Raw genomic sequence first — 18635 nt, forward strand, 5'->3', positions numbered from 1 at the left:
CATGACACACGATTCAATGACCGACTCGGACAGCGGCACTGACACCCAAGCGACCGACGGGGGGCGAGAGAGCCTCGCAAGTAACGACCTCGAGGGATCCGATCCGACGACCGAACCCCTCGTCGATTCGTCGATCGACGTCGACGGCCGCTCGGACGCGCCCGCGAGCGCCGATCGGACTGTCATCGAGTCGAACGATCTCGACGTCTATTACGACGACGTACAGGCGCTGCAGTCGATCGACATCGAAATCCCGGCCGAGAAGGTGACGGCGATTATCGGTCCGTCGGGCTGCGGAAAGTCGACGTTCCTGCGGTGTATCAACCGGATGAACGACCTCGTCGACGCCGCGCGGATCGACGGCGAGTTGCTCTTCGAGGGGAAGAACGTCTACGACGACGACGTCGATCCGGTCGTCCTCCGACGGAAGATCGGCATGGTGTTTCAGGCACCCAACCCGTTCCCGAAGAGCATCTACGACAACGTCGCCTACGGACTCGAGGTCCAGGGCATCGAGGGCGACTACGACGAGATCGTCGAAGAGGCACTCCGACGAGCCGCGCTCTGGGACGAGGTCAAAGATCAACTCGACTCGAGCGGGCTGGACCTCTCGGGCGGGCAACAACAGCGGCTCTGCATCGCGCGGGCGATCGCGCCCGATCCGGACGTCATCCTGATGGACGAGCCGGCCTCGGCGCTGGATCCGGTCGCGACCTCGAAGATCGAAGATCTGATCGAGGACCTCGCCGAGGAGTACACGGTCATCATCGTCACGCACAACATGCAGCAGGCGGCCCGGATCTCGGACAAGACCGCGGTCTTCCTGACCGGCGGCGAACTGGTCGAGTTCGACGACACCAACAAGATCTTCGAGAATCCCGAGCACGACCGCGTCGAGGACTACATTACCGGCAAGTTCGGCTGATTCGAATCGGCGAGTCCGTCGAGTTTCGAGTCGGTCGGATTGAGATACCGTCGCGTTCGGTTGCCGTACATATCTTCCTACTAATAAATCGCGTAGCCGTGAAAGACGGTCCAGAAAGCGTTATAGTGTGTTTTACCGATAGCATGATTTATTATTCGACACGTCCTGAATCGAAAGACGATGGTCGCTGACGGGGTGCACATTCTCTTCAGTCTGGCACTGGTCTTGCTACTGTTCCGGTCGAACCGGCCCGAGCCGTACCTCGTCACGGCGCTCGCGGCCGCGTTTCCCGATATCGATATCGTCCTGTTTCCGCTACTGGCGGATTTCGGGTACGAAGCGGGGGTCCTGTGGAGCCACCGGGCGCTGACACACTCGCTTCTGGCCGGAGTCGTCGTGGTCGGTCTGCTATCGGTATTCGGTCCCTGGCGGGCCGCCGCCGTCGGATTCGGTTCCCACATCCTGATGGATCTCCTGAGCGGTGGTGTTCGGCTGTTCGCCCCGCTCGACGCCACCCTGTACGGGCTGTCGATCGATTGGTTACTCTTGAACATGCTGACGTCGGTCTTCGCGGTAACCGTCCTTCTGGGCGGCCTGTTCGGTATGAAATACGATTTCGGACCGCGGGGATACCCGCGGTCTCCGAGAGCCGCACTCGAGCGGTTTCGGTAACCGTCCTCGTCGATCGACTCGCGACGGTACATCTAACGCCGTGGGCGGCGAGAGATGGGTTCGCACGCAGTCTTTATGAGTGACGAGCGAGCTTTCAACAGTATGGCCAGACAATCGTATCAGGACAAGCTCACGGAAGTCCGTGAGGACGTTCTCTACATGAGCGAGGTCGTCATGGAACGGCTTCGGATGGGACTCGACGCGCTCGAGCAGAAAGACGACGAGCTCGCCCGCGAAGTGATCGAGGGCGACGGCGAGATCAACCGGATGTACCTCGACCTCGAGCAGGACTGTATCGACCTGCTCGCGCTCCAGCAGCCGGTCGCGAGCGACCTGCGATTCATCGCCGCGTCGTTCAAGATCATCACCGACCTCGAGCGGATCGCCGATCTGGCGACCAACCTCGGCGAGTACACGCTCGACGCCGAACGGGACCTGTTCCCCGACGTGGACGTCCAGGAGATGGGCGACCTGACGCTGGATATGCTCGAGGACGCGATGATCGCTTACGACACCGAGAACACCGACAGCTGTCGGGAGTTAGCCGCCCGCGACGACGAACTCGACCAGTTCGCCGAACGGGCGAGCGAGATCGTCGTCCGGGACCTCATCGAGCGCGAACTCGAGTCGGCCGACGAGGTCGAACAGATCCTGCAGGACGTCTCGCGGCTCCTGTTGACGATCCGCGACCTCGAGCGCGTCGGCGATCACACGGTCAACATCGCTGCGCGGACGCTCTACATGGTCGAGAACGACGACGAACTCATCTACTGATACGTCCCGTTTCGAAGGCTGTGCACCGGTAGTTGCGAAAGACCGTTATCCGGTCGTTTCGTTGTCACTCTCGTTGTCGGTTTCGTTGCCGGTTTCGTTCCCTGTCTCGTTACCGGTTTCGTTACCGGTCTCGTTCCCCGTCTCGTTGCCCTCGGTCTCGTTGCCAGCACCACCGTCACCGCCCTCGACCTGGAACTCGCCGCGCATCTGGGCCGCGTGCGGCTGGCAGACGTACTCGGCCATTTCGCTGCTCACCGTGATGTCCAGCATCTGATCCGGGCCGGGTTCCGAGACCACTTCGGTCTGGAGGTCGTCGACGACTTCGTCGTTCTCGTTGCGGATCTCTATGTTGTGGGGCTGGCCGTTGCCTTCCGACCATCCGATCGTGTAGTCTTCGCCCTCCTGCAGGATGAGCGTCGGATTTTCCATGCCTTCGATATCGGACGGGGCGAGGCCTTCCCAGTGACTGGTCTGACCGCTGAAATCGATCTCCGTCCCGGGATCGATTTCGACGCCACCGTTACCACCGCCGTTGCCGCCGCCGTTACCGGTCTCGTCGCCGTTACCACCGTTGCCACCGTTATCGCCATTGCCACCGTTACCACCGCCACCACCGCAGCCTGCGATGAACGCTGTCGATGCTGCGGCACCTGTAACCTGAAGCATTCGCCGTCGGGATAACCGATCGTCTCGTGCCATCAGGTTGACTTTGTGCCCAACAGGAATAGCCGAATACCCGTCACCTGCGTGGCAGTCAAGTACGGGCCGATTTGCGACCGGACCGCACCGAGTTCCCCGCGCGACGCGATAGCGGCGATTCCAGCCCGAACCGCTACTCCGTCGGGTACGACCCGGGATCGCGTCAGGGCACGCGCGTCAGCAGTCGTGCCGTGTCGACGATGTTTCGCGTCTCGAGTAACAGCTCCGCCGCCTCGCGAACGGTGAATTCCGCCTCGAGATCGACGCCGTGACAGATCGCGTAGCACTCGAGCCAGCGGTTCATGGCGTCCTCGAGGGCGCCGAACTCGGCGTCGGTGAGCGGAACCATGCGACCGCCGGTCCGCGCGTCGACGTAGAGCCCCACGGCCTGACCCGCCCCGTCCCGAAGGTACGCGTCGGCCTCGTCGGAGGTGACCGGAACGCTCGTCTCGTCGTCCCCTCGGCCGGCGGTCCCGAGCGCGGCTCGCTCGCGCTCGGCGCGGCGAGCGAGGGCGGCGATGCGGGGGCCGTACCGGCTCATGTCACCCCTCGCGGTACTCGACGCCCTTGCCGCCCCGGGGGTGTTCCCACTCGGTATCGGCGACGACCGCACAGGTCCCACACTCGACGCAGGGCTGGGTGTCGAGGCTGACGAGCGTCTCTTCGGTCCCGTTGGTCTTGACCGCCTCCGTGCGGTAGCAGCCGCCGCCGAAGTCCCGTGCACTGACCGGACACGCGCTGACCGCCGCCCCGCTCGCGGCGGCGGACTGGTCCCTGAGTTCGATGTGGGGATTACCTACGTCGGTGTCGTACGTGAGGTCGCCGATGCGCTCCGCGAGCGTCGGCGGCTCGATCTCGTTCTCCCAGTAAATCGTCTTCCCGTGTTCCTCGGCGATCAGCGTCGGCAGGGAGACGTAGCCGGTCTCCGTGTCGGGCAGCATCGACACCAGGAACGGCGAGTTGTACGCCCGCTGTAGCAGGCGGTCCGCGATCGGGTTGCCGACCGCGAGCGAACCGAGCCGCGACTCGAGAACCCGCTCGACCGCGTTCGTCACGGCGTCGTGTTCGCCGACGGTCCGGGTGAGTTCGTATCGACGAGGACGGAGTTTGTCCATCGTGCCGGAGTCCTCGAGCAGCTTCGCGTAGCGGCGGCCGGCGGCCTCTGGGTCGGCGTTGCCGCGGGTCACGGCGAACGCGTCGGCCGCGAGCGCGCCGGCGGTGACGGCGTGGTTCATCCCCTTGATGATCGGTCCCTGAGCCTGCATCTGGCCGGCGGCGTCGCCGACGAGGACGAGCCGGTCTCGGTACGGTTCGCGGTGAGCGACCTTCTTGGAGTCGGGAACGAGCTTCGCCGCGTACTCGCGCTCGCGATACTCGTTTTTGAACCAGCCCGCGAGCAGCGGATGGGTCAGCAGGGCGTCGAGCAGTTCGTGCGGTTCGGCCTCCCGCTCGACGAGGCTGTCGAGGTGGAAGACGGTCCCGATCGAGAGCGAGTCCTCGTTCGTGTAGAGGAAGCCGCCGCCCCGGACGTCCTCGAAGAGATCGCCCGAGAACAGGTGTGCAGCGCCCTCGTTCGGGCCGATGTCGAACCGGTCGTCGATCGCGTCCGGATCCATGTCCACGACGGCCTTGACGCCCTGGAACCACTCGTCGGGTTCCTCCCAGTCCATCAACCCGGCGTCGCGAGCGAGCTCGGAGTTGACGCCGTCGGCCGCGACGATCAGATCGGCCGTGATGGGGTCGAGTTCGTCGCAGGTCACGCCGACGATCTCTCCGTCTTCGCGCAGGAGGCCGTTCACTCGAACGTTCGTCAGGACGCCGCCGCCCACCTCGCTCGTCTTCTCGTGGACTCGCTTCTCGAGCCACGAGTCCAGCTGCCGGCGGAGCACGGCGTCGCACCAGTCGGTGTCGTGCTCGTGGAGGTCGCCCAGATCGTACGTCTTGACCGAATTGCCGGCCACGTTGTGGATGTAGTAGTCCGTGACGGGGCGTTCGGTCGCCTCCTCCCGGACGCCGTCGAAGAGGTCCTCGAGCGTGTACGGCGCGGAGTCCTCGGCGTAGAGCAGCCCGCCGGAGACGTTCTTCGAGCCCGCCTCGGTCCCGCGCTCGAGGACGAGCGTCTCGACGCCGTGATCGGCAAGCCGCGCAGCCGCAGCCGCCCCGCCGGGGCCACAGCCGACGACGACGGCCTCGTAATGTTCGGCTCCGTCAGTCATCGTCGTCACCCCCGTCGGCGACGGCCTCGGGCTCGAGCGCCGTCTCACCGGCTTCGACGGCCGCCGTGAGACGCGGCAGGACCTCGAAGAGATCGCCCTCGATGAAGTAGTCGCTGAAGTCCCCGATGCGGGCGTCGGTGTCGGTGTTGATCGCGACGACCGTGTCGGACTCGTCCATCCCGACCTTGTGCTGGACGGCACCCGAGACGCCGGCCGCGATGTAGAGGTCGGGCGCGACGACCTGCCCGGTCTCGCCGATCTGGCGTTCCTCCTTCGAGTACGCCTCGACGTGGCCCTCGAACTGGTACGACGAGGTGACGATTCCCCGCGTGATCCCGAGTTCGGCGTCCTCGAACGCGTCTACGAGATCGAGTCCGAGCTCCATGCCCGCGGTCGGATCGTCGGCGATCCCGCGACCGAGACAGACGATCACGTCGTGCCCGGTGAGATCGATCCCGGCCTCGAGCCGATCGTAGTCGGTGATCTCGACCCGGAACCAGTCGTCGGGGATATCCATCTCGTGTTCGACGACCAGCCCCTCTCGGTCGGAATCCGGCTCCAGCGGTTCGAAGCTCCCCGGAATGACCGACGCGCCCTGCGGGTGGAAATCCCGGTCCGGATTGTCGAGACAGAGGATCGTCGAGTACTCGAAGCCCGAGAAGTCGGGCCGCTTCATGTGCAGGACTTTCTCGACGGTCTTCTTGACGCCGGGTTCGCCGGTCTTGACGGGGTTCGACACCTCGTTCTCCTCGATGAACAGGTCCGAACAGTCCGACGCGAGTCCGGAGTCGAGTTCGGCCTGGACCTTCGCCGAGAGGTCGCGGCCGTTGTTCGTCGCCGGGAACAGGATGTACCGCGGCTCGTCGTACTCGCGCCAGTCGGTACTCTCGACGGTTCCCTCACCGCGAGCCATGTGCGCCGCGATTTCCGTGTAGGGCTTGTGCAGGAACCGCTCGAGGCGCTCGTCGTCGTGATAGACGGCGACGTCGGCCCCGTACGCGATGCACTCCTCGGCGAGGCCCTCGCAGTCGTCGCCCATCAGGAAGGCGACGACGTCCTCTTCGTCGCCGTAGTCCTCCTCGAACTGGTCCATCAGCGCTCGGGCCTTGCCGAGCATCTCTTTCGAGACCTCGAGCAACTCCCCGCCCTGGGTCTCACAGAAGACCCACATGTCCGCGTAGTCGCCGTCGGTAAGCGCACGGACGTGCTTCTTGTCGCGGGTGGGGTGGGAGAGTCCGTCGTCCGATTCGGTCTCGTTCGGTTCACCGTCGTCCGATTCGGTCTCGTCCGGTTCGGGTTCGGAGTCGTCGTTCGTCGTCATTTCATTCACCCGCCTCCGCGGCGTAGGGCTGCATTTCCTCGAGTACCTCGCCCATGCCGTCCTCGGGATCGAGCATCGTCGCCTCCCGATCGGAGGACGCCTTGGGGATCGGATCGACCGAGGAGACGATCGTGGGCGAGCCGTCGAGCCCGATGTAGTCGGGATCGAGGTTCAGGTCGGTGTGATCCCACGTCGTCAGGTGGTCGTCGTGTTCGGCCGCCCGCTCCTCGGTTTCCGCCCGCAGCTCTTTGTGCGTCAGCCGATGCGAGGCCGTCCGATACGTCGGCTCGAACTCCGGATCGGTGACGACGAAACAGGGAAGGGGGACCTCGACGGTCTCGATCTCGTCGACATCCCCTTCCACGAGCCGCTTCGCTCGCAGCGTCCGTTCCTCGGGATCGATGTCGAGTGCGACGACGTGGGTAACGATCGGCCAGTCCAGCGCCCAGCACGTCTGCGGCCCGGTCTGCCCGGTCTCCCCGTCCGCAGTTTTGAACCCCGCGAAGACGATATCGACGTCCGCGACCTCCTCGTCGTACTTCTCGAGGCCCGCGCTGAGCGTGATCGCCGTCGCCCACGTGTCGGAGGCGGCGAGCTCCCGATCGGAAAGCAGGTAGCTGTCGTCGGTGTAGACCGACGCCATCGCGTCCTGCAACACGTCGGCGTACCCCGGCGGTCCCATGCTTATCCCGCTGACGTGACCCCCGTGGCGAACCTTCGTCTGGAGCGCGGCTTCCAGCGCGAGTTCGTCGTTCGGGTTCATCACCGTCGGCGTCTTCCCCCGCTCGAGGTGGCCGTCCTCGTCGAACGAGACGGCCCCCTCCGAGAAGTCCGGAACCCCTTTGGTCAGTACGATCGAGCGCATGGCTCCCTCCGTCGACGTAGTGTGCCTACTTTTGACATACGGTGGCACTGTATCATGGTCTCAGTGTTAAGAATAGGGGTCAAAATCACCGACAGATTCTGTCGGAAACGGTGACAAGAGCGCTGAAACCGGAGGGCAGAGACTCGATACGACCGATCGTCTCGTGACGATCGCGGGACGGAATCGATACGCGCTCACGGGAAGGGGTCGGCACGCTCGAGAGAGAAGCCAAGCGACTCGAACGGTCAAAACCGACTCGAACGACGTTACTCGCGCTCGCGTTCGGTCGTCCGCATCGTGATCTCGCCGTCGGCTCGGATCGTCCCGTCGACCTCGGCGTCGGGCCCGAGATCGAGGTCGCCACAGGAGACGTCCCCGAGGACGCGGGCGTCGCCCTCGATGATGACGTCGCCCTCGCGGGTGGTCACGTCGCCGTGGATACGAGTCCCGTCACCGACGGTGACGTCGCCGCGGGCCCGGAGGCTGCCGAAGATGTTGCAGTCCGCGCCGACATCGATCGTCTCGGCGCGGACGTTGCCGTGGAGTCGACAGTCGTCGCCGATCGTCGCGGGCGTCGAGACGCGCCAGGCGTCGTCGCCGACGGTCGCGTTCCTGGGGATCACGAGAGGCTCCGCGTCGGGCTCGTCGTCCCCTTCGTCGATGAGTTCGGAGATTAGTCGCTGCGCCGCGTCTTCGTCGCCGACCAGGAGCAGGTGTTTGAGGTAGACGAAGAGAAAAACGATCGTGGGCATCGGGTTCCGGATGACGATCCAGCCGTTGGCTTCGAACCCCTCCTCGATCTCGACGTCGTCGCCGATGTCGAGATCGCCGGCGACTTTCAGCCTGCCGCCGATGTGAACGCGCTCGCCGATGTAGGCGTCTTCCCCGACCAGTACGTTCTCGGTCACGTCGCACCACATGTCGAGCCGACAGTCGCCGTCCGCCTCGATCGCACCGCCGAACTCGGCCGACTCCCCGGCCAGCACGTTTCGGCCGCGGACCCCGAACTCGACGGTCGATCGACCGCCCACGAGGACGTCCCCGTCGGTCACGAGGTCGCGTTCCTGGGCTTCCGTTCCGTCGGGAACGACGAGTTCGTCGAGGGGATCCCTACTGAAGGCCACACTCGCATCCAAAGGGGGTACCACCTAATAAACCTCGCGCGTCGTCTGTCGTCCGTCTGACGCCCGTCTGCCTTCTCGAGCCCTCGCCGCGGGTCGAGTCGACCACAGTCGGCCCGCTTTTACACCCCCGCCGCATACGAGAACCTATGACTACGCTCGCATTCGACGACAAGGGCGTCGACGTCGTCTACGAAGGCACCGAGTTCCGCCTCGAGCAGGAGCTCATCGAGGAAGCCACCGAGAAGTCCTACTACGACGTGACCGACCACGAGGTCCTCCAGATCGTCGCCGAACAGCCGAACCTGCAGGGCGAGCCCCGCCGCATCGGCGACATTCTGGACTGACCTGTTTTCGAGAACAGCTGTGTACCGACCGAGCGACCGCATCCGGTCGCGATCGATCAATAGACGACGTGCAACAGCACGAAGACGACGATCCCGAGCGAGAACGAGACGAGCCACAGCGTCGCCGCGACCCGGCCCACGCGGGCGTGACTCGTCCGGGGCAACTCCGCGATCGGACGGGAGAGCGCGAGCAGGAGGACGTAGTAGAGCAGCGGGATACAGACCACCGCGAGGAGGATGTGAACCGCCAGCAGCGGTAGGTAGACGAACTGGTAGACCGCGTCGGGACCGGGGAACGGCTGCGGACCGCCGGTCACCGTCAGCCGGTAGAGATAGAGGGCGAGAAAGGCGACGAACAGCCCGAACGAGGCGATCATCGCGACGCGATGGCGCTCGATCCGACCGCGACGGATCGCCCGCCAGCCGACCGCGATCGTCCCGATCGCGACCGCGCTGATCACGGCGTTGACGAGCGGGATCGTCTCGATGATCCACGCCGGAGCCGCCGGTACGCTCGAGGACGGAATCCGCCCGCCGGCGGCTGCGAAGACGACCGCCAGCGACACGACGCTCAAGATACCGGTGAGGAGGCGCACGCGCTCTCGAGGGACGTATTCCATGGATATTCGTTCGAGCGCAGCGGGAAAGGGGTTACCGTCTCTGACCGACTGCCAATAGCGACCGGGTGAAATCGCTCTTCAACCGCCACGGCTAAGAGCTTCTCGTCAGACCGAAATCATATGGGGTTTTACTTGCTACCGGCTGACGAGGCCGCCGTCCGCCGCTACGTCGGCGACCTATGGCTCCCGTATCACCGCGAACTCGAGGCGATCGTCGACGCCCACGCGCTCGCGGACACCGATACTACGGACCTCCTCGCCGCGGAAGTCGAGTTCCGGCTCGAGCGCCTCGAGACGAACGACTATCGGACGTGGGTCGCCGTCGACGAGAGCTGTGACGGGGACTCGGGCGGTCGACCCCTCGCCGACGGCGAGCTCGCCGGCTTCGTGGCGACCGAGATCGACGAGTCGCCGCCTGTCTTCGACCGGCCGGACCGACTGGTCGTTACCGACATCTACGTTCGCGAACCCTATCGCGGTACCGGTCTGGCCGATGACTTGATCGACCGTGCCACGAAGCGAGCGCGGGAGGCGACGTGTACGGAACTCGCACTCGAGGTCGACGTCGATAACGATCGCGCCATCGCCTTCTACGAGAAACGAGGCTTCGAGACGGATCGCCGTCGGATGACGATGTCCGTCGACGGCTCGTAAGCCGTCCGTTTAGGAGAGATTGGCAGTAGAAATCGCAGAGAATCGATAGCGTATCGATCGACGGATCTATCGCTCATCAATGTAGCACCGGAAAGGATTATGCGTGGGTGATGTCCTCGAAGGGAGATCACCTGCATCGTAGTTGGCGGTGTTTCCGCCGTATGCGATGCGTGGGACCGGATTTGAACCGGCGGACCCCTACGGGACAGCGCCCTCAACGCTGCGCCGTTGGCCTGGCTTGGCTACCCACGCTCGCGGTCTCTGTCTGCACTCAATCGTATCCAGTGTGATTATAAAAGCCCTTTCCTTTGGGTCGGCGACTGCGGCCGGGTCCCACGGGATTGGCCCCCGCGAACCGGGGGACGACGGAACCGAGTGAACGGAGTCGGGTGCTGTCAGCGTTCGAATTCCTCGGCTCGTCCGATACCCGTTCCTCAGCGTATCGTCCGTCGAACCCTGACAGACACAAAGGTTTCAATACTCGAGCGAGAGGTTCGACCGATGTCGGTGTCGACGGCCCGGATGCGCGTCATCGCAGGAGCCATCGTGGCCACCGGAATGGTCGTCGCGGGCGTCCTCGTCTCGCCGTCGACGGCGATCGGAACCGTCGACTCGCTCGCCGCGGACCCGCTCCTGTTCGGGGTCGTCGTCGCCGGACTCTATCTCGTCCGGCCGTTCCTCGCGTGGCCGACGACGCCCCTCGCAGTCGTCGTCGGCTACGGCTTCGGCGTCGCGGTCGGCGTGCCGGTCGCACTCGCCGGCATCGTCGTCACCGTCCTTCCCGTCTTCGTCGCCGCTCGCTTGCTGAGCGCCGATGACGGCGAGGGAGACCCAGATGCTCGAGTCGCCGCCGGTACCTGCGAAAGCGACGACGGGACGGGCTTTCTCGAGCGGGCCCGCGATACGGTCGGGCGCTATTACGAAACGGCCGGCCCGCTCCGCGGCGTCACCGCCTCGCGACTGGCGCCGATCCCGTCGGACGTCGCGACGTGTGCCGCGGCGATCAGCGGCGTCTCGCTGCGTCAGTTCGTTCTCGGAACGGTGATCGGCGAGCTCCCGTGGACGATCGCCGCGGTCGTCGTCGGCGCCTCGGCGGCGACGATCACCGCGGGCGGGTTCGGCGAACTGGGACTGGTGTTTTCGGTCGGCTGTGCCGTTGCTGCCGCTTTCCTGCTTGCTGGCCCCATCTACCGGACGATGTGGACGAAAAACGGACCGCAAACGGAGAGCACGACCCGATCGACCGACAGCTAGTCTCGCCGTCGTTTCAGAAAACCGAAGAGAACACCGCGTTCTCACAACATGCGGTCCGTCGACACCGAATGAAAGGGGAGAATCGGTTACTCGCCGAGGTCCTCGACCAGCGAATCGCTCATCTCCTTGAGCTCCGACTCGAGTCGCTGGTAGGCCTCGGTATCCGTCAGTTCCTCGACGGAGTGTTCGTCCTCTAAGGTCTCCATCTTGTTCGAGATGGACTCGAGTTCGCGTCGGTCGTCGTCACCGTACCGCGACTGGACGCGCAGGTTCTCGATGATGCGGGTCAGCTGCGCCCGCGTGACCGGCTTCGTGACGTAGTCGTCGAGGTCCAGTTCCACGATATCGAGTCCGGGATCGACGGCGGTCACCATGATCACCCAGCAGTCGTAGTCCGACGCTCGGATCTCCTGAAGTACTCGGTCTCCGGTGATATCGGGCATGTGCCTATCGAGCAACACGACGTCGATCGCGTCGCTCATTCGCTCGAGGGCCGTGGTCCCGTCGTAGGCGGTCACTACCTCGTAATCCTCGCCGACCCACATCGCGTAGAGGTCGGCGAGCTCCCGTTCGTCGTCGACGACGAGAATCGTCGGTTGCGCAGACATAGAGATCAGTGACTGCACCCACAGCCCGTCGTCTTGTAGTGGTACCGGGCGACTCACCGCTCGAGTCGGACGCTGAGTCGGTTGTCAGGGCCGAAAACGGGCGCTCAGCGGAACGGGTCGCTACAGTCGATGATGACGCCGTGCTGAGGACAGACGTACTTGCAGTGGCGCTTGTACATCGCTGCGTCGCAGTGTGGACAACGTGGCGCACCCGTTTCTGGACCACTCACACCAGTCGCGTCGGTCCCACTTGCCGATTCGTCCACACCGTCAGCGGTCATATGACGGCGTTCTCGCTGGTCGATGCTAAGTGTGGTGTTTGCGGCGGTCCGGAACCGAAAATACGACGAGGCGATATCGCGTCGAGAGACTCTCAGTCGGCCCTCAGCACTCGCTCCAGCCACAAGATTCGCACGTCTTGCAGCCTTCCGAGAAGTACAGGCTCATCGAGCCGCAGTCGGGACACTCCGGCGACTCGCCGGCGTCGATGAGATCCTGTGTCGTGTCGTCGTCGACGTCCGCGGACGCACCGCCCTGTGCGGCGGCCGCGCCGCCGTCGGTCTTGGGACCGTCGTAGTCGGCGAGTTCCGCATCGGCAGACTCCTCGAGCGTCTGCTGTTTCGGGTACGGCTTGTCGATCTCGTCGTCGAGGTAGCGTCGCATCGCGGTGCCGATGGCGTCCGGGATGGACTGGATCTGTTCGCCCTTGTCCCAGGCGACTTTGGGACTGCGAGTCCCACAGAGTTCGTCGACGATCTCCTCGGGATCGACGCCCGAGCGCAGCGAGGTCGAGATGACCTTCGCCAGCGCCTCGGTGAAGGAGTTCGTGAAGCCGCCGGAGTGGCCGATGTTCGCGAACAGCTCGAAGGGCTGGCCGGTCTCGGGATCCTCGTTGATGGTCACGTAGATCTTCCCGTAGCCGGTGTCGATGCGCTGGCTGACGCCCTGCAGGGCGGCAGGTCGCTCGCGCTTCTCGGTGAAGTCCACCTGCACGGGCTGTCCGTCACTGCCCAGCACCGCGTCGACGTCCTCCTCGAGGACGTCTCGGACTTCGTCGCTTTCGAGGAACTGCGCGAGGCCGCCGAAGATCTCGTCGATCTGCTCGACGAGCGTCTCGGCCGCCTCGGTCTCGTCGGCGAAGTCGGCGTTCTTCGCGCGGGTCGTCAGCACCTGCTTGCTTCGGGTGCCGTCGCGGTAGTAGGTGACGCCCTTGCCGCCGTGCTCGTAGATGTACTCGAAGACGTCCTTGGCGTCCTCGAGCGTGGAGTCGTTGGGCGCGTTGACCGTCTTCGAAATCGCGGAGTCGACGCCCTCCTGACAGGCGACCTGCACGCCGGCGTGTTCCTTCGCCGAGAGCGCGCCGGTCGTGACGAACAGCTCGCCGATGGCGTCGGGCACGGTCGAGAGGCCCTCGACGCCGTTGAACTGGTTGGTCGCCATCTGCTCTTGGGCCTCCTCCTTGACCGCGTCGACGTCGATGCCGTTGGCCTCGAGCGTGCGCAGGAAGTAGTCGTCGAACTCGACGAGCATCTCGTCGCCCTGGACGTCGTCGGAGACGTTCTTGTAGTAGGCGACGTTGTAGATCGGTTCGCAGCCGCCGGTCGTGTTGCCGACCATCGAGGTCGTGCCGGTCGGTGCGATGGTCGTCACGTTGTGGTTGCGGATGGGGAAGCCGTCTTCCCAGTCGTCGGCGTTCAGACCGGTCTGTTTCTCGAACCACTCCCGGTACTCGGTCGGGTTCGCGTACTTGGACTTGTCCCACTCGTCGAAGCTCCCGCGTTCCTCGGCGAGTTCGTGGGACGTCCACTTCGCGTTGTGGTTGATGTGGGTCATCAGCTGGCGCGCGACCTCGTTGGAGGCCTCGCTACCGTACTCCATGCCCAGCTGGATGTCCAGCTGCGCCAGCCCCATGATGCCCAGTCCGATCTTGCGCATCTCCCGGACCTTCTCCTCGATCTTGTCGACCGGGAAGTCCGACATCGTGACGACGTTCTCGAGGAACCGCGTCCCCATCTCGATGCGGCGGTCGAACTCCTCGAAGTCGATCGCCTCCTCGAGGAAGGCCGAGACGGCCGCTTCCTGGGAGTCGTACTCGTCGGCGTGCTCGTCGCTCCAGACGCGCCAGTCGGGAGCGTCCAGATCCGCGAGCGTCGAGAGGTTGATGTGTCCGAGGTTACAGGCCTCGTACTCCTCGAGGGGCTGTTCCCCACAGGGATTGGTCGCGAGGATGCGGTGGTCGGGGTGTTCCTCGACGTCGAAGGAGTGTTGCTTGTTGACGCGCTCGAGGTAGATGACGCCGGGTTCGCCGTTCTCGTGGGCGCCTTCGACGATGTCGTCCCAGAGTTCTTCTGCGGGGATCGACAGCTCCTCGCCGACGTCGACGTACTCGCCGAGGCCGAACATGTCGTACAGTTCCTTGGTCTCCTCGGTGGCGATGTGGGGCTCTTCCGTGCGCGGGTTCGTGAACGTGAATTCCTCGCCGTTCTCGAGGGCCTCCATGAAGTCGTCGGTGATGCCCACGGAGATGTTGAAGTTAGAGAGGTGGCCCTCGACGGCGTTTCGGAGGTGTTCGGGGACCCGACCTTCGTCGTCGATGAGTTCGCGGGACTCCTCGAGGGCCTCCTGGAAGGAGTTGTGCGTGAAGTCGTCGGGGTCGTTCAGGCGCAGCGTCTCGGCGAGCGAGACGTCCTTGTTTTTGGCGTGAAGGAACTGGATGACGTCGGGGTGGGAGACGCGCATGACGCCCATCTGCGCGCCGCGGCGAGCGCCGCCCTGGGCGATCGTCTCGCACATCTGGTCGTACGTGCGCATGAACGTGATCGGTCCCGACGCGATGCCGCCGGTCGAGCCGACCGCGTCGCCGTAGGGGCGCAGGCGCCAGAAGGCATAGCCCATGCCGCCACCGCTCTGGAAGACCTGCGCGGCCTCCTTGGCGGTCTGGTGGATGTCGTCGATGTCGTCCTCGGGGGAGTCGACGAAACACGCCGAGAGCTGCTGGAGCTCGTCGCCGGCGTTCATCAGGGTCGGCGAGTTCGGCATGAAGTCCAGGTTCTCCATCATGCCCTGGAACTCGTCGGCGACGTCCTCGACGTGGTCGCGGATCTCGTCGGGGAGTTCGGGGACGACAGTGTCGTAGGCGAACTTGTTGACGTTGTAGATAGACAGCGTGGCCTCGGCGTCGTCTTCCGCGGTAGTACCTGCGCCGAACACCTCTTCGGCGAGCTCGTCCCGCCGCGGGTGGTCGGGCTTGAGCTGGTCGGGCGTGACCGTGACCTCGGCGTCCCGTTTGCGGGACTCGAAGACGGCTTCCGCGAGCGCGATGTTCTTGCCGACGCGATCGAAGAGGTCCTCTTGCTCCTCGATCAGCTCGCCGTCGGCGTCCTTCCGGAGATACCGCGCCGGGAGAATGTTGTGATAGGCGTTGTCGGTCAATCGCTCCTCGAGGGTATCCCCGTCGGTGCGCTTGATCGGAAGGGTCAGATCTGCCGCGGAACGTTCGGCATCGCTCATGCGTGGGCCACCTCGTCGCTACCCCGCTGGCGCGCGTCGATTCTGGCGTGGGTCCGGGTCCTGTCTCTCATCATTCGTGACGAAGGTTCGGTAATCGTGCATCCATCATAAACGTGGTGTTGTGATCCTATTTTTCTTGTACTACTGCAAATTTAGTTGTGAAGATATCTCTGTAACCTGTTGGATCGGGTTCGTCCGCGGCCGCCGAGACGGCCGCCTGTGCGGTCACTCATACCTACGGCGTCGACCGCCTTAACGATTTTCAGACCGGACTGAAAGTGACTGTATCCGACGATATTCCGTCGCTTTCCGGCGTTTTTCTCTTTCGCTACACTCCCGCTCGATTCGAACGATCACTCGCTCGAGTCACTCCCCGCTGCGAGTCAGTCACGCTATCCAGAAAGATTACGTCCTTCCGGTGCGGGACGTTTCGTATGATCGATGCACTGACGTCGGCACCACCCATCCTGCTGGTGCTGGCCGGGCTCGCCGCCTTCGCGGTCGCCGTCATCGCGCTTCGAATTGCGATCAAACTGGCCGTTCGAGTCGGTATCGTCGCCGCGGTCGTCCTCGCGGCCCTCTATGCGGTCGGCCGGCTCGACATGATCCCCGGCGTCTGAGGGCACGTGCGCGGACGACGGCGAATCCCACCACTGTAGAACCGGTCCGTTGAAAATGACGTTCGATTTCGCGCCTCTCGCTTTCGATACCGAGTCGGTAGCCCGGTCTAGACGCTCGAGAGGAAGTTCTCGATCACGTCGTGACCCATCGCCGTGAGCACGCTCTCGGGATGGAACTGGACGCACTCGAGGGGATACTCGCGGTGGCGGACGCCCATGACGAGCGTTTCGTCCTCGTGTTCCGCGGTCGCCGAGACCTCGAAACAGTCGGGGACGTCCGTCGCGATCAGCGAGTGATAGCGACCGGCACGGAAGCCCTGCTCGAGGCCGTCGAAGACGCCCTCGCCGTCGTGGTCGACCGCGGAGGCCTTCCCGTGGATCGGCTCCGGTGCGCGGCCGACGGTGCCGCCGTACTCGTAGACGGCGGCCTCGAGTCCGAGACAGACGCCGAGCGTCGGTATCTCGGGGGAGCATTCCCGGAGCACGTCCATCGTAACGCCGACGTCGCGGTCGTGCTTCGGATGACCGGGGCCGGGGCTGATGACGATCGCGTCGGGCTCGACGGCGCGGACGTCCTCGAGCGAGGCGGTGTTCTTCAGGACCTCGGTCTCGGTGCCGCCCTGCTGGCTGACGTACTCGACGAGGTTGTAGGTGAAGGAGTCGTAGTTGTCGACGAACAGGACTGTCACGGGATCCGCGTCACCGTCGGCTCGGTCGCCGTCGTCGGTCGCCGTCGTACTCATCGACTCACCTCCGCCGTCGCATCGGGTTCGTCGTCCGGCGTCGATTCGTCGGCGGGGAGCTCGATCGCCTCGAGCGCCGCGAGGACCCCGCCCATCTTCTGCTCGGTCTCCTCGTACTCGGCGGTGGGGTCGCTGTCGGCGACCAGCCCCGCGCCGGCCTGGACCGTGATCCGATCGCGTTCCCCTTCGTCCTCCACCGTTGCGGTCCGAATCACGATCGCGAAGTCCGCGTCGCCGGACCAGGAGTAGTAGCCGACGCCGCCGCCGTAGAGGCCGCGGGGTTCGGACTCGAGGTCGTCGATGATCTCCATCGCCCGAATCTTCGGCGCGCCCGAGAGCGTTCCGGCTGGGAACGAGGCTCGCGTCGCGTCGAAGCTATCGGAGTCGGCGGCCAGCGTTCCGGTCACCGTCGACTCGATGTGCTGGACGTGGCTGTACTTCAGCACGTTCATGAACTCGTCGACGCGCACCGAGCCGGGCTCGGAGACCCGGCGAACGTCGTTCCGCGCGAGGTCGACCAGCATCGTGTGCTCGGCCCGCTCCTTCCCGTCGGCCAGCATCTCGCCCGCGAGCCGGCGGTCCTCGACGGGACTCGAGCCCCGATCGCAGGTGCCGGCGATGGGATTGGACATGACTTCGCGGCCCCGGACCGAGACGAGCGTCTCGGGGCTGGCCCCGACGACCGTCAGATCGTCGTGGTCGAGCAGGTACATGTACGGCGAGGGGTTGACCTCCCGCATCGCTTCGTAGAAGCCGATGGGATCGACGTCGCCGTAGAGCTCTCGCGTCCGAGAGATGACGCCCTGATAGATGTCGCCGTCGAGGACGTGTTCTTTGGCCCGTCGAACGCTCTCCTCGTACTCCCCTTTCGGACCTGCGACCTCGTCTTCGCGTACGAACCCGCCCGTCTCGGGCCGTTCGGCCTCGCGCAGCGTCGCCGCGACCTCGGCCGCTTCCGCTCGAAGGGCGTCGTACACCTCGCCGGGGTCGTCGTCGGCCTCGAGCACGGGCGTAAAGACCAGCGACACCGTGCCGTCGCGCTCGTCGAAGGCCAGCGTCTTCGTCGTCAGCAGGAACTGCGCGTCCGGGAACCGCGACTCGGGCCGCTCGAGGCCGACTTCCTCGAGCCAGAGGTCGTAGACGGCGTCGTAGGCGAGGAAGCCGACCAGGCCGCCCTCGAGGTGCTGGCGATCGTGGTCGGGAGCGTTCTCGAGACGCACGTCCGGCATCGCCGCCCGGAGGGCGTCGACGGTATCCCCCTCTGCATCCGTCCGAATCGCGTCCAGCGGCGCGTCCTCGGACAGCGCCTCGACGGTCGCCGCGCCGGCCTCGACCGTCACGACGGCTTCGGGGTCGTAGCCGACGTAGGAGTACCGCGCGTGGCGTTCGGCGTCCGCTCCGCTCGGGCGGAACGCACCGTCGGGATCGCTCGACGCGGTCTTCTCCGCGCTCTCGAGCAGGAAGGCATACGGCGAGCGCTCGCGATCGATCGCCGCCGATCGACCGGTGAGCGCGGTGTACGCGGCGAGCGGCGTGGTCTCGCACTCGAGGGTCGCGACGGTGTGGACGACGGTCGGCTGCTCCTCCCGGCCGTCACTCGTTCCTGCGTGCTCGCGAAACGTCTCGCGGTCGATGTCGAACGTCGGCGGCTCGGACGCGACGGGTTCGGTGTCGTGCATAGTGGGC

General features: G+C 64.9%; 19 protein-coding genes and 1 tRNA gene. 7 read left to right on the top strand and 13 right to left on the bottom strand.

Annotated features, from left to right (window positions below; translation table 11 throughout):
• The first annotated feature begins 1 nt into the window (after nt 1).
• The 3 genes from pstB (at nt 2) to phoU (ending at nt 2371) form a co-directional block, all read left to right on the top strand.
• Nucleotides 2-925 (top strand): phosphate ABC transporter ATP-binding protein PstB, encoded by a 924-nt coding sequence (gene pstB, locus NDI89_RS01430; protein ID WP_277519723.1) that lies wholly within the window; start codon nt 2-4, stop codon nt 923-925.
• 180 nt (nt 926-1105) lie between these two features.
• Nucleotides 1106-1597 carry a metal-dependent hydrolase gene (locus tag NDI89_RS01435; protein ID WP_277519724.1) on the top strand — a complete coding sequence of 164 codons (492 nt, stop codon included), beginning with the start codon at nt 1106-1108 and terminating at the stop codon, nt 1595-1597.
• A 102-nt stretch (nt 1598-1699) separates the two neighbouring features.
• Complete coding sequence (phoU, locus tag NDI89_RS01440) at nt 1700-2371, top strand: phosphate signaling complex protein PhoU (protein ID WP_277519725.1); 672 nt, start codon at nt 1700-1702, stop codon at nt 2369-2371.
• Between the two features lie 45 nt (nt 2372-2416).
• Here phoU and NDI89_RS01445 read toward each other — a convergent pair whose 3' ends face one another.
• From NDI89_RS01445 to NDI89_RS01470, 6 genes are all read right to left on the bottom strand, one after another.
• A complete protein-coding gene (locus NDI89_RS01445) occupies nt 2417-3037 on the bottom strand; it encodes a plastocyanin/azurin family copper-binding protein (protein WP_277520491.1) in 621 nt (206 codons plus the stop codon).
• 196 nt (nt 3038-3233) lie between these two features.
• A complete protein-coding gene (locus tag NDI89_RS01450) occupies nt 3234-3611 on the bottom strand; it encodes a DUF8055 family protein (RefSeq protein WP_277519726.1) in 378 nt (125 codons plus the stop codon).
• Between the two features lies 1 nt (nt 3612).
• The gene (locus tag NDI89_RS01455) at nt 3613-5286 is read right to left on the bottom strand and encodes an FAD-dependent monooxygenase (RefSeq protein WP_277519727.1); all 1674 of its coding nucleotides are present in this window, start codon (nt 5284-5286) and stop codon (nt 3613-3615) included.
• A complete protein-coding gene (locus NDI89_RS01460; protein WP_277519728.1) occupies nt 5279-6607 on the bottom strand; it encodes an electron transfer flavoprotein subunit alpha/FixB family protein in 1329 nt (442 codons plus the stop codon). The genes NDI89_RS01455 and NDI89_RS01460 overlap by 8 nt, the downstream gene beginning before the upstream one ends.
• 1 nt (nt 6608) lies before the next feature.
• Entirely contained in the window at nt 6609-7472 is an 864-nt protein-coding gene (locus NDI89_RS01465) for an electron transfer flavoprotein subunit beta/FixA family protein (RefSeq protein WP_277519729.1), read from the bottom strand.
• Between the two features lie 266 nt (nt 7473-7738).
• Nucleotides 7739-8596 (bottom strand): polymer-forming cytoskeletal protein, encoded by an 858-nt coding sequence (locus tag NDI89_RS01470; protein ID WP_277519730.1) that lies wholly within the window; start codon nt 8594-8596, stop codon nt 7739-7741.
• Nucleotides 8597-8742: 146 nt separating this feature from the next.
• Between NDI89_RS01470 and NDI89_RS01475 the strand changes: the two genes are divergently transcribed.
• Nucleotides 8743-8940 carry a DUF5800 family protein gene (locus NDI89_RS01475; protein WP_006431251.1) on the top strand — a complete coding sequence of 66 codons (198 nt, stop codon included), beginning with the start codon at nt 8743-8745 and terminating at the stop codon, nt 8938-8940.
• Between the two features lie 56 nt (nt 8941-8996).
• On the opposite strand, the gene NDI89_RS01480 is transcribed toward NDI89_RS01475, so the two are convergent.
• Entirely contained in the window at nt 8997-9560 is a 564-nt protein-coding gene (locus tag NDI89_RS01480; protein WP_277519731.1) for a DUF420 domain-containing protein, read from the bottom strand.
• A 120-nt stretch (nt 9561-9680) separates the two neighbouring features.
• Here NDI89_RS01480 and NDI89_RS01485 point away from each other — a divergent pair, with 120 nt between their 5' ends.
• Nucleotides 9681-10214: a GNAT family N-acetyltransferase gene (locus tag NDI89_RS01485; protein ID WP_277519732.1), complete on the top strand. Its 534-nt coding sequence runs from the start codon at nt 9681-9683 to the stop codon at nt 10212-10214.
• A 167-nt stretch (nt 10215-10381) separates the two neighbouring features.
• Here the strand turns inward: NDI89_RS01485 and NDI89_RS01490 are convergent.
• Nucleotides 10382-10466 (bottom strand) — tRNA-Leu (locus tag NDI89_RS01490).
• A gap of 249 nt (nt 10467-10715) precedes the next feature.
• On the opposite strand from NDI89_RS01490, the gene NDI89_RS01495 reads away from it, so the two are divergent.
• Nucleotides 10716-11468 (top strand): TVP38/TMEM64 family protein, encoded by a 753-nt coding sequence (locus NDI89_RS01495; protein WP_277519733.1) that lies wholly within the window; start codon nt 10716-10718, stop codon nt 11466-11468.
• Nucleotides 11469-11554: 86 nt separating this feature from the next.
• Here the strand turns inward: NDI89_RS01495 and NDI89_RS01500 are convergent, their stop codons facing one another.
• The 3 genes from NDI89_RS01500 to NDI89_RS01510 form a co-directional block, all read right to left on the bottom strand.
• Nucleotides 11555-12076: a response regulator gene (locus tag NDI89_RS01500; RefSeq protein ID WP_277519734.1), complete on the bottom strand. Its 522-nt coding sequence runs from the start codon at nt 12074-12076 to the stop codon at nt 11555-11557.
• 104 nt (nt 12077-12180) lie between these two features.
• On the bottom strand, nt 12181-12357 hold the full coding sequence (locus NDI89_RS01505; RefSeq protein WP_277519735.1) for an HVO_2523 family zinc finger protein: 177 nt from the start codon (nt 12355-12357) through the stop codon (nt 12181-12183).
• A gap of 103 nt (nt 12358-12460) precedes the next feature.
• The gene (locus NDI89_RS01510; RefSeq protein WP_277519736.1) at nt 12461-15586 is read right to left on the bottom strand and encodes an adenosylcobalamin-dependent ribonucleoside-diphosphate reductase; all 3126 of its coding nucleotides are present in this window, start codon (nt 15584-15586) and stop codon (nt 12461-12463) included.
• Between the two features lie 434 nt (nt 15587-16020).
• On the opposite strand from NDI89_RS01510, the gene NDI89_RS01515 reads away from it, so the two are divergent.
• A complete protein-coding gene (locus NDI89_RS01515; RefSeq protein WP_226007748.1) occupies nt 16021-16206 on the top strand; it encodes a DUF8029 family protein in 186 nt (61 codons plus the stop codon).
• Between the two features lie 107 nt (nt 16207-16313).
• Here the strand turns inward: NDI89_RS01515 and trpG are convergent, their stop codons facing one another.
• Both trpG and trpE read right to left on the bottom strand, forming a co-directional pair.
• On the bottom strand, nt 16314-16949 hold the full coding sequence (trpG, locus tag NDI89_RS01520) for an anthranilate synthase component II (protein ID WP_277519737.1): 636 nt from the start codon (nt 16947-16949) through the stop codon (nt 16314-16316).
• Nucleotides 16946-18628, bottom strand: a complete 1683-nt coding sequence (trpE, locus tag NDI89_RS01525) for an anthranilate synthase component I (RefSeq protein ID WP_277519738.1) — start codon at nt 18626-18628, stop codon at nt 16946-16948. The genes trpG and trpE overlap by 4 nt, the downstream gene beginning before the upstream one ends.
• Between the last annotated feature and the right edge of the window lie 7 nt (nt 18629-18635).

This window comes from Natrinema salsiterrestre (assembly GCF_029502005.1).
Classification (GTDB): Archaea; Halobacteriota; Halobacteria; order Halobacteriales; family Natrialbaceae; genus Natrinema; species Natrinema salsiterrestre.